Origin of the sequence: Actinoplanes subglobosus (assembly GCF_042650585.1) — a bacterium.
GTDB lineage: Bacteria > Actinomycetota > Actinomycetes > Mycobacteriales > Micromonosporaceae > Actinoplanes > Actinoplanes subglobosus.
Genome location: NZ_JBHSBL010000025.1, coordinates 24,021 through 36,301 on the forward strand (window position 1 = coordinate 24,021; position 12,281 = coordinate 36,301).

Annotated in this window: 15 protein-coding genes and 1 pseudogene; 7 read left to right on the forward strand and 9 right to left on the reverse strand. The window is 69.6% G+C overall.

Features of this window, described 5'->3' with window-relative positions; translation table 11 throughout:
• Positions 1 to 23 precede the first annotated feature (23 nt).
• The gene (locus ACFO0C_RS37470) at positions 24 to 1,268 is read left to right on the forward strand and encodes an alpha/beta fold hydrolase (RefSeq protein ID WP_378071541.1); all 1,245 of its coding nucleotides are present in this window, start codon (positions 24 to 26) and stop codon (positions 1,266 to 1,268) included.
• Here the strand turns inward: ACFO0C_RS37470 and rdgB are convergent.
• From rdgB to ACFO0C_RS37490, 4 genes are read right to left on the reverse strand one after another with little or no spacing between them, the layout of a single operon-like run.
• Positions 1,265 to 1,885, reverse strand: coding sequence for an RdgB/HAM1 family non-canonical purine NTP pyrophosphatase (rdgB, locus tag ACFO0C_RS37475; RefSeq protein WP_378071542.1), 621 nt, complete (start codon positions 1,883 to 1,885; stop codon positions 1,265 to 1,267). The two genes, ACFO0C_RS37470 and rdgB, sit on opposite strands and share 4 nt — an antisense overlap.
• Positions 1,882 to 2,610, reverse strand: coding sequence for a ribonuclease PH (gene rph, locus ACFO0C_RS37480; protein ID WP_378071543.1), 729 nt, complete (start codon positions 2,608 to 2,610; stop codon positions 1,882 to 1,884). The genes rdgB and rph overlap by 4 nt, the downstream gene beginning before the upstream one ends.
• 10 nt (positions 2,611 to 2,620) lie before the next feature.
• Positions 2,621 to 3,844: a glycosyltransferase gene (locus ACFO0C_RS37485; RefSeq protein WP_378071544.1), complete on the reverse strand. Its 1,224-nt coding sequence runs from the start codon at positions 3,842 to 3,844 to the stop codon at positions 2,621 to 2,623.
• A gap of 49 nt (positions 3,845 to 3,893) precedes the next feature.
• Positions 3,894 to 4,640 (reverse strand): MBL fold metallo-hydrolase, encoded by a 747-nt coding sequence (locus ACFO0C_RS37490; protein ID WP_378071545.1) that lies wholly within the window; start codon positions 4,638 to 4,640, stop codon positions 3,894 to 3,896.
• A gap of 240 nt (positions 4,641 to 4,880) precedes the next feature.
• Here ACFO0C_RS37490 and ACFO0C_RS37495 point away from each other — a divergent pair, with 240 nt between their 5' ends.
• Complete coding sequence (locus ACFO0C_RS37495; protein ID WP_378071546.1) at positions 4,881 to 5,261, forward strand: hypothetical protein; 381 nt, start codon at positions 4,881 to 4,883, stop codon at positions 5,259 to 5,261.
• Here the strand turns inward: ACFO0C_RS37495 and ACFO0C_RS37500 are convergent.
• From ACFO0C_RS37500 to clpS, 5 genes and pseudogenes are all read right to left on the reverse strand, one after another.
• Positions 5,258 to 6,223, reverse strand: a complete 966-nt coding sequence (locus tag ACFO0C_RS37500) for a PLP-dependent cysteine synthase family protein (RefSeq protein WP_378071547.1) — start codon at positions 6,221 to 6,223, stop codon at positions 5,258 to 5,260. The genes ACFO0C_RS37495 and ACFO0C_RS37500 overlap by 4 nt on opposite strands.
• A gap of 5 nt (positions 6,224 to 6,228) precedes the next feature.
• Positions 6,229 to 6,546: a MoaD family protein gene (locus ACFO0C_RS37505; RefSeq protein ID WP_378071548.1), complete on the reverse strand. Its 318-nt coding sequence runs from the start codon at positions 6,544 to 6,546 to the stop codon at positions 6,229 to 6,231.
• Positions 6,547 to 6,614: 68 nt separating this feature from the next.
• Positions 6,615 to 7,111 (reverse strand): annotated as a pseudogene (locus tag ACFO0C_RS37510) (Mov34/MPN/PAD-1 family protein).
• 59 nt (positions 7,112 to 7,170) lie between these two features.
• Complete coding sequence (locus tag ACFO0C_RS37515) at positions 7,171 to 7,671, reverse strand: DUF2017 domain-containing protein (protein WP_378071549.1); 501 nt, start codon at positions 7,669 to 7,671, stop codon at positions 7,171 to 7,173.
• Positions 7,672 to 7,719: 48 nt separating this feature from the next.
• A complete protein-coding gene (gene clpS, locus ACFO0C_RS37520) occupies positions 7,720 to 8,010 on the reverse strand; it encodes an ATP-dependent Clp protease adapter ClpS (protein WP_106315234.1) in 291 nt (96 codons plus the stop codon).
• 106 nt (positions 8,011 to 8,116) lie between these two features.
• On the opposite strand from clpS, the gene ACFO0C_RS37525 reads away from it, so the two are divergent.
• From ACFO0C_RS37525 to ACFO0C_RS37545, 5 genes are read left to right on the forward strand one after another with little or no spacing between them, the layout of a single operon-like run.
• A complete protein-coding gene (locus ACFO0C_RS37525) occupies positions 8,117 to 9,403 on the forward strand; it encodes a nicotinate phosphoribosyltransferase (RefSeq protein WP_378071550.1) in 1,287 nt (428 codons plus the stop codon).
• An 8-nt stretch (positions 9,404 to 9,411) separates the two neighbouring features.
• On the forward strand, positions 9,412 to 9,990 hold the full coding sequence (locus tag ACFO0C_RS37530; RefSeq protein ID WP_378071551.1) for an isochorismatase family protein: 579 nt from the start codon (positions 9,412 to 9,414) through the stop codon (positions 9,988 to 9,990).
• Positions 9,980 to 10,480, forward strand: a complete 501-nt coding sequence (locus ACFO0C_RS37535) for a GNAT family N-acetyltransferase (protein ID WP_378071552.1) — start codon at positions 9,980 to 9,982, stop codon at positions 10,478 to 10,480. The genes ACFO0C_RS37530 and ACFO0C_RS37535 overlap by 11 nt, the downstream gene beginning before the upstream one ends.
• Positions 10,477 to 11,064, forward strand: coding sequence for an RBBP9/YdeN family alpha/beta hydrolase (locus tag ACFO0C_RS37540; RefSeq protein ID WP_378071553.1), 588 nt, complete (start codon positions 10,477 to 10,479; stop codon positions 11,062 to 11,064). The genes ACFO0C_RS37535 and ACFO0C_RS37540 overlap by 4 nt, the downstream gene beginning before the upstream one ends.
• Before the next feature lie 54 nt (positions 11,065 to 11,118).
• Positions 11,119 to 12,117: a hypothetical protein gene (locus tag ACFO0C_RS37545; RefSeq protein ID WP_378071554.1), complete on the forward strand. Its 999-nt coding sequence runs from the start codon at positions 11,119 to 11,121 to the stop codon at positions 12,115 to 12,117.
• The last annotated feature ends 164 nt before the right edge of the window (positions 12,118 to 12,281 follow it).

Here is a 12,281-nt window from a genome sequence, read left to right on the forward strand (position 1 = left end):
CGTCGATGGGGGAGGCTCGGTGGATGATCCATCGTCATTCCGGGCTCGTCTTCGTCGGGCACACTCTGGCCGTACCACTGAATCATGCGGATCCGGACGGACCGCGCATCGAGATCTTCGCGCGGGAGGTGCGGGAATCCGGGGCCGAGGCCGAAGGCCGGCCGTTCCTGGTCTATCTCCAGGGTGGGCCGGGTAACCGGTCACCGCGGGACCTGCCGGTGTGGCTGCGCCGGGCGGCGCGTGACTACCGGGTGGTGCTGCTCGACCAGCGGGGAACCGGGCGCAGCACGCCGCTCACCCGGCAGACGCTGGCGAAGGTGGCGGATCCGGCCGGGCATCTGGCGCACTTCCGGGCGGACAGCATCGTGGCCGACGCCGAGTTGTTGCGTGCGCACCTGGCCGGCGACCGGCCGTGGAGCGTGCTGGGACAGAGTTTCGGCGGGTTCTGCGCGGTGACGTATCTCAGTTTCGCGCCGCACGGGCTCCGCGAGGTGATCATCACGGGTGGCCTTCCCGGGCTGACCGCGACGGCGGAGGACGTCTATCGGGCCGCGTATCCGCGCGTTCTCGCGCACAACGAGCGCTACTTCGCCCGCTATCCGGAGGACGAGGCGATCGCCCGGCGGGTCGTCGACGCGCTACGTGAGCAGGACGCCCGCCTGCCCGCCGGTGACCGGCTGACCCCGCGCCGGTTCCAGACCCTCGGCATCCACCTGGGCTCGAACGCCCGTTTCGACCTGCTGCACCACCTGCTCGAGGAGGCGTTCGCCGGGGACGAACTGTCGGAGCTGTTCCTGCGCCGGGTCGACGCCGCCGTCTCGTTCGCCGAGCAGCCGCTGTTCGCGGTACTGCACGAGGCGATCTACGGTCAGGGCGCGGCCACCGGATGGGCGGCGCACCGGGTGCGCGCCGAGTTCCCGGCGTTCGACCTGGACGCGGGCGGGCCGGTCCGGTTCACCGGGGAGATGATCTACCCCTGGTTGTTCGAGGAGGACCCGGCCCTGGTGCCGCTGGCCGAGGCGGCCCAGCGGCTGGCCGGGAAGACCGACTGGGCGCCCCTGTACGACGCCGACCGGCTGGCCGCCAACGAGGTGCCGGTGGCGGCCGCGGTCTACTTCGGCGACATGTATGTGGACCGGGACATGTCGCTGGCCACCGCGGCGCAGATCGGAAACCTGCGGCCGTGGGTGACCAACGAGTACGCCCACGACGGCCTCGGACGTGAGGAACGCGTCCTGGACCGTCTCCTGACGATGCTGAGGGACTAGCGGGGCAGTTCCTTGGCGATCACCTTCGCCAGCTCGCGGAACGCCTTGCCACGGTGGCTGATGGCGTCCTTTTCCGCGGGGCTGAGCTCGGCGTTCGTACGATCCTGGCCCTCGCCGAGGAAGATCGGGTCGTAACCGAACCCGCCCTCGCCGCGCCGGCTGCGCAGCAGTCGGCCGGCCTGGCGGCCCTCCACCAGGTGCTCGCGCCCGTTGGGCAGGACGAGTGCCGCGGCGCAGACGAACGCACCGCCCCGGTGCTCGTCGGCCACGTCGGAGATCTGCGCCAGCACCAGGTCGAGGTTGGCGGCGTCCTTGTCGTCGCCGCTCGTGCCGGACCATCGGGCGCTGAACACGCCGGGCATGCCGTTGAGCGCGTTGACCGCGATGCCGGAGTCGTCGGCGACCGTGGGCAGGCCGGTCCGCTTGGCGCCCTCACGGGCCTTGATCAGCGCGTTCTCACCGAAGGTGAGGCCGGTCTCGGGCACATCCGGATAATCGGGGAAGGCACCGAGGCCGACCAGCTCGATCTGGGCCACACCGAGGGCGGCGTCGAGGATGCGCTGCAGCTCGACGAGTTTCTTCTTGTTACCGGTAGCGAGTAGGAGCCGGGCGCTCACGCGGCGAGCGCCTTCTGCTGCAGCGTGGCCAGCTCGGCACAACCCAGCACGCCGAGGTCGAGCATCGCGTCCAGCTGGGCGCGGCGGAAGACGCCGTTCTCCCCGGTGCCCTGCACCTCGACGAAGTCGCCGGCACCGGTGCACACCACGTTCATGTCGACCTCGGCCGAGACGTCCTCGTCGTAGTCGAGGTCGAGGCGGGCCTCGCCGTCGAGCATGCCGACGCTGATCGCCTGGATCGACGTGTGCAGCACCTTGTCGACCTTGCCGGCGAGCGACTTGCGGTCGGCCAGCCAGGTGACCGCGTCGTGCAGCGCAACATAGGCGCCGGTGATCGCGGCCGTCCGGGTCCCCCCGTCGGCCTGGAGCACGTCACAGTCGAGGACGATCGAGTTCTCCCCGAGCGCCTTCAGATCGATGCATGCGCGCAGGCTCCGGCCGATCAGCCGGGAGATCTCCTGGGTGCGGCCGCCGACCTTGCCCTTGACGCTCTCCCGGTCACCACGCGTGTTGGTGGCCCGGGGCAGCATCGCATACTCGGCGGTGACCCAGCCGAGGCCGGAACCCTTGCGCCAGCGGGGAACCCCCTCGGTGACGCTTGCCGTGCACAGCACGCGGGTGTTGCCGAATTCCACCAGCACCGAACCTTCGGGGTGGATGCTCCAGCGCCGGGTCAGCGTCACCGGTCGCAGCTGATCGGCCGTACGGCCGTCGGGTCGCGCCATGCTACGTACCTTATGCGTAGCGTGCCGCACCCGCTTCGTCCGCCCCGGATTCACGGCCGGGCGCACCCATCCGCCGAGGCGACGGCAGCCCGTTGAACGGCGCCGCCGGCCGGATGAGCCCCGGCACCGGCACCGGGTTGGCCTCGTGGGCCTGCAGGAAGCCCTCGACCGATTTGGGCCACCCATACTGCTCGGCCTGCGCCCGCGCGGCGCCACGGCGCTCCACCCGGGGCCGCTCCATGATCCGGCTGACCGCGTCGGCGAAGTCGTCGGCGGTGCCGGGGACCGCCACGCCGCCGTCGCCGACCACCTCGGGCAGGGCGCTCTGCTCATTGACCACCACGGGCGTGCCGCAGGCCATCGCCTCCAGCGTGGCCAGGCCGAACGTCTCGATCGGGCCGGGTGACAGCACCACATCGGCGCTGGCCAGCAGGGCGGACACGTCGGCACGCTCGGCGATGTGACCGGCGAACCGGACCGGGAGCCGGGCCGCACGATAGGCCAGCGCCGTCCGCCGGGTGCCGTCACCGGCCATCACCAGCACCGCCGGCACCTTGCCGTTGCGCAGCGACGCCACGGTGTCGACGGCCAGCTCGGGCCGCTTGGCCGCGGAGAGCCGGCTGCAGTAGACCATCAGCAACTCGTCGGGCCGGGCGTAGCGGGCGCGGACCGAGACGTCCATCTTCGCCGGGTGGAACAGGTCGAGGTCGACGCCGAGCGGCACCTCGACCAGGTTGGGCACGCCGATCCGGCGGAACTCCTCGGCGGCGAACGCGGTGGTGCAGACGATCGTGTCGAACGCCTCAGCGGTCCGCCGGTTGAAACGGTCGGCGAGGGCGTCACGTTTCGGCATGCCCCAGACGCCGAGCAGGCCGGCCAGGCTCTCGTGGGACACCATCATCGACCGGACGCCCCGCTGGCGGGCCCAGCCACCGGTCCAGCGCAGCGTGGTGCGGTCGGAGACCTCGATCCGGTCCGGCTCCAGGCTGTCGAGCAGTTTGACCAGCTCACGCCGGCCGGCGAGCACCCGATATCCACCAGTGCGCGGCAAGGGGGCGCTGGGCAGCGTGATGACACGGCCCTGTCTGGTCATCTTGTCCGAATATCGGCGGCCGGGAATCACCAGAACCGCCTCGTGACCGGCGTCCTGATAGCCGCGGCCCAGTTGACGCAACGCGGTCCGCAGGCCACCGGTATGAACCGTGACGAAGTTGGCCAGGCGAACAATGCGCATGCAACAACTCCAAGGTCACGACTGCCGGTCCCTTACCCCCCGCTCCGACTCAGAGATCGTATCTGGCGCCGGGGCGGACGACTTCGACCGGTCCCGCGTAGGCGGCGGTAGCCGCCTCCACAATAGATGCCTCACTGGCCCATGCCGGAACGAGATGGGTCAGCAGCAGCTTGCCGACATCGGCCTTCGTCGCCGCCTCGCCGGCTTCCCCGCCGGTCAGGTGCAGGTCGGGCGGGTTGGCCAGGCCGTCCTGGTAACTCGCCTCACACAGGAACAGGTCGGCGCCGGCGGCCAGGCGCAGCAGCGCCTCGCAGGGTGCCGTGTCGGCCGAGTAGGCCAGCACCTTGCCATCGTGTTCGATCCGAACCCCGTACGTCTCGACGGGGTGGTTGACGCGGTCGACGGTGACCTGGAGCGGGCCGATCGGGAAGGTGCCGGGCTGCAGGCCGTAGAAGGTGTAGACGTCGTCGACCGGCTCGCCCTCGGTGCTGTAGGCGGCGGCGATCCGCTCGGCCGCACCGAGCGGGGCGTAGACGGGCAGTGCCGGCAGCGGCCCGGCCGGGTCGTAACGGCGCACCACGACGTAGGTGCACGCGTCGAGCATGTGGTCGCAGTGCAGATGGGTGAGGAGGATCGCGTCGACACGACGCATGTCCGAGTACCGCTGGAGGGCGGAGAGCGACCCGGAACCGAAGTCGATCAGGAGCCGGAACCCTTCGGCCTCCACGAGGTACGCCGAACACGCCGACTCGGGGCCGGGGAAACTGCCGGCACAACCGAGAACGGTTAGTCGCATCCGGAACCCTCTGGCTCACACCGGGTTGCCCTGCACGACCGGCCAATGCCCCAGTCAATCACGGAGCGAAGCGTACGCCGCGACCAGCGCTCAACGTTAACAACTGATCGATTTGTCGCTAAATCGACAACGCACATCACAGCCGTGATGACCAGGCTCATCACGTTTGCACCGTCACGTCCGGTGATCCATTCGCGTTGCTCAGGGTGAGTGCTCTGAAGATCATCGGATGGAGGCGACGTGACCGCGGTCGAGCAGATCCCCACCACGCGAGTCGTGATGCCCGCGGACGTCCCCCACGAGCCGCCGCCGCACGAACCGGTGCTCTTCCGGTTCCCGGCACCCGACGACCCGGCTCCGGGTGTCGGACGGATGCTCGCGATCGCCGTGTACGGCGCGGCACTCGGCCTGTGCGGAGTCGCTGTCGGCCTCTACGCGGTGGTGATCGTCCTCAGCGGGGCACCGGCGTGGTACCTGCCGGCGCTCGCGGCGCTGACGATTCTGAGCGTGGCGCTGGCGGTGGCCGCGTTCCTGGCCATCCACCAGCGCATCCTGCCCTGGCTGTTACTGCTGGCCGCGGCCCTGCCGATGGCCGCGAACGTCTATCTGACGCTTCTCTAGGCCCACAGCTGGCCCTCGAGGGCCTCTTCCGCCTCGTTGAGGGTGCCGCCGTAGGCGCCGGTCGACAGATATTTCCACCCGCCGTCGGGGACCACGAAGGCCACGTCCGCCCGGTTGCCCGCCTTGACCGCCTCGTGCGCCACCGCCAGGGCGGCGTGCAGCACCGCACCGGTGGAGAAGCCCGCGAAGATGCCTTCGACCTCGATCAATTGGCGGGTACGAAGAACCGCGTCCCGTGTGCCGACCGAGAACCGCCGGGTCAGCACCGAGGCGTCGTACAGCTCCGGCACATACCCCTCGTCGATGTTGCGCAGCCCGTAGACCAGCTCGCCGTACCGCGGCTCGGCGGCGATGATCTGCACACCGTCGACCTTCTCCCGCAGGAACCGCCCGGTGCCCATGAGCGTGCCGGTGGTGCCCAGTCCGGCCACGAAGTGCGTGATCGTCGGCAGGTCGTGCAACAACTCGGGACCGGTGGTCTCGTAGTGCGCCCGGGCGTTCGCCGGATTCCCGTACTGAAAGAGCATCTTCCAGTCGGGATGCTCGGCGGCGATCTGCTTGGCGGTCGCGACGGCCTGGTTCGACCCGCCCGCGGCCGGCGAGAAGATGATCTCCGCGCCATACATCCGGAGGATCTGGGTCCGCTCGGCGGACACGTTCTCCGGCATCACGCAGACCAGCCGGTAACCTCGCAGCTTCGCCACCATGGCCAGGGCTATGCCGGTGTTGCCGCTGGTCGGCTCGAGGATGGTGTCACCCGGGCGCAGGTGCCCGGACTCCTCGGCCTCACGCACCATGAAGAGCGCGGCACGGTCCTTGATGCTGCCCGTCGGGTTGCGGTCCTCCAGCTTGGCCCAGAGCCGCACCGGCGGCGCCCCCTCGGGCACCGCCGGCGAGAGGCGGGGCAGGCCGACGAGCGGCGTGCCCCCGCACGCGTCCAGCAGGCTCTCGTAACGAGCCATCGGTCTTACAGACCGCCGAGGAGCGCCGCGGCCGCAGCGAACCCGAGCGCGCCACCGGCGACAGCCGGGAGGATGGTGATCGAGTCGCCGTCCTTGACCTTGGCGTCGAGCGCGCCGAGGAAGCGGACGTCCTCGTCGTTGACGTAGATGTTGACGAACCGGTGCAGGCCACCCTCGGGGGTGATCAGACGGCCCTTGAGGCCGTTGTGCTTGGCGTCCAGGTCGTCGATCAGCTCGGTGAGGGTGTCACCGGAACCCTCGACGATCTTGGCGCCGCCGGTGTAGCTGCGAAGGATGGTGGGAACGCGAACTTCGATGGCCATGGCTGAATTTCTCCTAGAGGAGTCGACTTGAATGGGCGAAAAGGGTCGGTCTGGTCGGGTCGCACGCGCTAGCGGCGGCGACACTCGTAGAAGACCGACGCCGGGCTCTGCCCGAACATGAACGACTGCACTGCTGCGGAAATCACGCCTTCACCGTCGCATCCACGATGTTGACCTCTTCTTCGGTCACCACACCGTCCACGATACGGAACGACCGAATCTCCTCGGAGTCCGGCTCGCGGGTCGAGACCAGAAGGTAGTGCGCGTTGGGCTCGCCGGCGAACGAGATGTCGGTGCGGGACGGGTAGGCCTCGGTCGCGGTGTGCGAGTGGTAGATGACCACCGGCTCCTCGTCGCGATCGTCCATCTCGCGCCAGACCCGCAGATGCTCCATCGAGTCGAACTCGTAGAACGTCATCGAACGCGCGGCGTTGTCCATCGGGATGTGCCGGGCGGGCACGTCACTGTCGATCGGGCCCGCGACGACGCCGCAGGCCTCGTCCGGGTGGTCCCGGCGGGCGTGGGCGACGATCGCGTCGACGATCGCGCGGTCGATGGTCAGCACGGCGTTCACATTACCGTGGCATTTCCGTACCCGGCTGGTGGCGGTGCACACACCCGGGTTCACCGGATGTCGGGTAGCGCGTTGAGCAGCGACTCCTGTAGGTAGCCGAGGTACGCATACACCGACAGCTGGAACACCCGGCTCGATCCCGGGTCGTCGAGCACCGCCTGGTCCAGCTCCTCACCCAGGTCGGTGTCGGCGTGGATCTCCAGCCTGGTGCCCATGGCGAGGCGGGCGTCGTTGATCGCCCGGAGCCAGGCCTCGGCGGCCTCGCCGTCCAGCCGCACCTCCCCCTCGCCCTCATCGGGAAGGGCGGCGAGGATCGCGCCCGCCTGGTCGATCTTGCTGGTCTTCAGATCGCCCTCGGTGTAGAGCCGGAACTCCTGCGAGTCCTCCGGGCGATCGGGATAGATGTCCGGGAAGAGCCGGGAGACCACTGGATCGGTGTGGTCCATCCCGTCGGTCAGCAGGCCGACCACCTCAGCGGCCACCTTGCGCAGGACCCGCACCTCGTCGTGCGCGAACGTGGCAACACAGTGGCTACCGTTGCGTCGGAACATGCTTTACCCCACCCGATCGCCGTTTTGTTTCTCCGGCCCGCCGCACGGTCAACCCCGGTCGACCGTGGCCCAGAGACCGTATCCGTGCAGTTGGTTGGCGTCCATCTCCATGCGCTCGCGCGCGCCGATGGAGACCACCGCCTTCCCTTTCGTGTGCACGTCCATCATCAGCCTCTCGGCCTTTTCCTTGCTGTAGCCGAAGAGCTTCTGGAAGACCCAGGTCACATACGACATGAGGTTGACCGGGTCGTCCCAGACGATGGTCACCCACGGCCGGTCCTCGGCCGGTACTTCCTGGATCTCCGGCGTCTCGACGGGAGCAACCTGAGGCAACGCCATGCCCCCCATGGTGCCACCGGATTCGGCGAACCGGTGAACCAGGCATCCAACCCCAGGTCAGCGGCCGCGTCGCACCCCATCGTCGTCCTCGTCGTAGGGTATGACCGTGGAGACGATCGCGCCGGCCCTGATGACCGATCAGTACGAGCTGACCATGGTCAGCGCCGCGCTGCGGGACGGCACCGCCGACCGCCACTGCGTCTTCGAGGTGTTCGCCCGCCGGTTGCCGACCGGGCGCCGTTACGGCGTGGTCGCCGGCACCGGTCGCCTGATCGAGCTGATCCGCGATTTCCGGTTCGAGCCGGGCGAGATCGAATTCCTGCGCTCCGCCGGGATCGTCGACGACAATGCCGCGAAATGGCTGGCCGACTACCGTTTCAGTGGTGAGATCGAGGGCTACGGCGAGGGTGAGCTGTTCTTCCCCGGGTCACCGATCCTGACCGTTTCCGGCAGGTTCGCCGAGTGCGTGGTGCTGGAGACCCTGATCCTCTCGGTGCTCAACCACGACTGCGCGATCGCGGCCGCCGCGGCCCGCATGGTCACCGCGGCCCGGGGTCGCCCGATCATCGAGATGGGCTCCCGGCGCACCCACGAGCACGCCGCGGTCGCCGCCGCCCGGGCCGCCTATCTGGCCGGGTTCGCCTCGACGTCCAACCTGGCGGCGGGCCGCGCCTACGGCATCCCGACCACGGGCACCTCGGCCCACGCGTTCACGCTGCTGCACGACGACGAGCCGGCCGCGTTCGCGTCCCAGGTGGCCGCACTCGGTAAGAACACCACGCTGCTCGTCGACACGTACGACATCAGCCAGGGCATCCGCAACGCGATCGCGGTCGCCGGGCCGGACCTGCGGGCCGTCCGCATCGACTCCGGTGACCTGTCGGTGCTCGCCCAACAGTCCCGTGAGCTGCTCGACTCACTCGGCGCCACCGAGACGAAGATCATCGTCTCCGGCGACATGGACGAGTATTCGATCGCCACCCTCGCCGCCGAGCCGGTCGACATCTACGGCGCCGGGACCGCCGTGGTCACCGGCTCCGGCGCGCCCACCGCGAGCCTCGTCTACAAGCTGGTCGAGGTCGACGGCCGCCCGGTGGTCAAGCGCTCGGAGAACAAGGCGACGGTCGGCGGCCGCAAGACCGCGATCCGCCGCCACAAGCCCACCGGCACCGCCACCGAGGAGATCATCTACTCCCAGGGCGTGCCCGATCACCAGCCCAACGACCGGCTGCTGCAGCGCACCTACGTCGCCGGAGGCGAGGTGCTCGAGACGCCGAGCCTCGCCGAGTCACGCGACCACCTCCGGCAGAATCTGATCTCCATCCCATGGGAGGGCCTCAAGCTCTCCGCAGGCGACCCCGCCATTCCGGTCGTCATCGTTCCCACCACCTAGGGGGCACCATGTCACGCGCACTGATCATCGTGGATGTGCAGAACGACTTCTGCGAGGGCGGCTCGCTGGCGGTCGCCGGCGGGGCCGCCGTCGCCAAGGGCATCTCACTGGTGCTCGACAAGGCCGGTGACCGGTGGGAGCACGTCGTCGCCACCAAGGACTGGCACATCGATCCGGGCTCCCACTTCAGTGAGACGCCCGACTACGTCGACTCCTGGCCGGTGCACTGCGTCGCCGGTTCGGCCGGCTCCGACTTCCATCCCGAGCTGGCCACCGGCCGCATCGAGGCGGTCTTCCAGAAGGGCGAATACCAGGCGGCGTACTCCGGCTTCGAGGGCCGGGCCGAGGGCGGCGAAACCCTCGCCGGGTGGCTGCGTGGCAAGGGAGTCACCGAGGTCGAGGTCGTCGGCATCGCTACCGACCATTGTGTACGGGCGACCGCGCTCGATGCCGCGAAAGAGGGATTCACCACCACCGTGCTGCTGGAACTGACCGCCGGTGTGGCCCGTGCCACCACCGACGCCGCGCTCGAACAGCTGCGTGCCGCCTCGATCGAGACCACCGGGAGCCCTGTCGTTGACGCCTGAGATCCGCCCGTTCGCCGAGTCCGACTGGCCGGCCGTGTGGGCCGTCATCCAGGAGGTGATCCGGGCCGAGGAGACGTTCCCCTACGATCCGGCGATGCCCGAGGCGGCGGCCCGCGCCATGTGGGTCGAGCAGTCACCCGGCCTGACCGTCGTCGCGCTCCTGGACGGCGAGGTCGTCGGCACGGCCAAGATGGGCACCAACCGCCCCGGCCCCGGCGATCACGTCTCCACCGCCAGTTTCATGGTGGCGTCCACGGCGCGTGGCCGCGGGGTGGGCACGGCGCTGTGCCGGTTCGCGGTCGGCTGGGCCGAGCAACGCGGCTACGCGAGCATGCAGTTCAATGCGGTCGTCGAGACCAACACGAGCGCCGTCGAGCTCTACCGGCGGGAGGGCTTCGAGGTGATCGGCACCGTCCCGCGCACCTTCCGGCACCCGGTGCACGGCCGTGTCGGCTTGCACGTCATGTTCCTGGAGTTCGGCACGCCATGAGCTTCCTGTTGCTGCACGGCTGGCAGAATCGCCGGCCGCCCGGCCACTGGCACCACTGGCTCGCCACCGAGCTCGCCGCGGCCGGTCACCACGTCACCTACCCGCAGCTTCCCGAGCCGGACGAGCCGGTGCTCGCCGACTGGCTGGCCGCGTTGCACGACCACCTGGACGGTATGCCCGAGGGCGACCGGACCGTGGTCTGCCACAGTCTCGGCTGCCTGCTCTGGCTGCACGCGGCCGCCACCGGCCAGGTGTCGTCACCGGTCGACCGGGTACTGCTCGTCGCCCCGCCCGGCCCGGACGTCGTCGCCGGGATCCCGGAGATCGCCGGCTTCCACCCGCCGGACGTCACGGCGGGCCGCCTCGACGCGGCGGCCCGGTACACCCGGCTGGTCTGCTCCGACGACGACCCGTACTGCCCGGCGGGTGCCGCGGCCGACTACGGCGTCCCGCTCGGCATCCCGACCACGGTCCTGGACGGCGCCGGCCACCTCGACATGGAGGCCGGTTACGGTCCGTGGCCCTCGATCCGCGACTGGTGCCTCAGCGGCTCCCCCGACACGGTCCTCACCCACCGCGACTGACCTTTTCTCATCAGCCACTGTCGATACCATGTGGCGATGGCGCGACGGAGCCGCTTGACCGACAGCAGGTACCGGCTGTCCTATCTGTATTCGGCGATCGGCGCGCTCCTGCTCGTGGCCGCGTTCGTGCTGCTCTATCCGGTCCGGCACACCGCGGGCTTCGCCGACGAGCTGCGGATCAGCATCGGCGCCAACCTCATCGACCTCACGCTCGCCGTACTGGTCCTCCAGCCCCTCGTCCTCTACCTCAGCCGTAACGCGGTGCGACGACGCAACCGGCTCGACTACCGCGACGTCATCCGGCGCATCGAAACCGCCGACGATCGAGTCGACCTGTGGAAACACTGGACCGGGCTGCTGGAGGGGGCGCACGAGCCACGGTTCGCCGCGGCGGTCCGCGACGCCCTCGACCGCGGTGTCCGCTTCCGCATCATGCTGACCGACCCGTCCTCCCCCGACGCCGCCGAACGCGCCCGTCAGGTCGCACCCACCGACGCCGTCACCGCGATCCGGCAGAACATCGAACGGCTCCACCGGTTCACCGCCGACCTACCGGCCCGGCACCGGCCCGCCTTCCAGGTCCGGATCAGCGCGATCGGCCCGGCCCACGCCTTCTACCGGGTCGACGACTGGCTGTCCTACGGAGTCTTCCGCGACCGGCGGGTCAGCGAAAGCTCCCAGCGTGAGGTCCGCGTGCACGGTGACCTCGGCGAACTGGCCCTCGAAGCCTTCCAGAACCGCTGGAACGGCGTCGGGCTGCACAGCATCGCCGACCACTACCGGATGCGGCTACGCCTGACCGTCAACGACGAGACGAGCGAGAACGAACTCCAGTACGTCGTCCACGACGGCGAACACTGGGTCAACGTCAATCCGGCCGCGCTGTCACACGCCTTCCACCCGGACCATCGGGTCACCACATCGGACAACGGATCCGTCCACTGGATCCTGACCACCGCCGGCGCCGAGACGCTGGACCGGGTCACGGCCCTGTACGCGGCCAAGTACGGCCCGGGCCAGGGGCCGGTACTCCTACGACTGACCGCCCCCTGACACCCATCGGAATACGGCCCGGCTCACCGCCGTTCGGGGTGGGCACCCGCCGCTGGAGTACCTGCGGGGTCAAGGACCGCCGTTCCGCCACCGCGAGTTCGCGAGCCCTAGTCGGGGTGTCTGAGCTACGGCTCGCGAACTGGCCTTGACCGGACGACGGACCT

Coding starts and splice junctions, on each gene's coding strand:
- ACFO0C_RS37470 (WP_378071541.1), top strand. CDS start 24: ATGATCCATCGTCATTCCGGGCTCGTCTTCGTCGGGCACACTCTGGCC.
- rph (WP_378071543.1), bottom strand. CDS start 2,610: ATGGCGCGACCCGACGGCCGTACGGCCGATCAGCTGCGACCGGTGACG.
- ACFO0C_RS37485 (WP_378071544.1), bottom strand. CDS start 3,844: ATGCGCATTGTTCGCCTGGCCAACTTCGTCACGGTTCATACCGGTGGC.
- ACFO0C_RS37490 (WP_378071545.1), bottom strand. CDS start 4,640: ATGCGACTAACCGTTCTCGGTTGTGCCGGCAGTTTCCCCGGCCCCGAG.
- ACFO0C_RS37500 (WP_378071547.1), bottom strand. CDS start 6,223: ATGGCTCGTTACGAGAGCCTGCTGGACGCGTGCGGGGGCACGCCGCTC.
- ACFO0C_RS37505 (WP_378071548.1), bottom strand. CDS start 6,546: ATGGCCATCGAAGTTCGCGTTCCCACCATCCTTCGCAGCTACACCGGC.
- ACFO0C_RS37515 (WP_378071549.1), bottom strand. CDS start 7,671: ATGTTCCGACGCAACGGTAGCCACTGTGTTGCCACGTTCGCGCACGAC.
- clpS (WP_106315234.1), bottom strand. CDS start 8,010: ATGGCGTTGCCTCAGGTTGCTCCCGTCGAGACGCCGGAGATCCAGGAA.
- ACFO0C_RS37530 (WP_378071551.1), top strand. CDS start 9,412: ATGTCACGCGCACTGATCATCGTGGATGTGCAGAACGACTTCTGCGAG.
- ACFO0C_RS37540 (WP_378071553.1), top strand. CDS start 10,477: ATGAGCTTCCTGTTGCTGCACGGCTGGCAGAATCGCCGGCCGCCCGGC.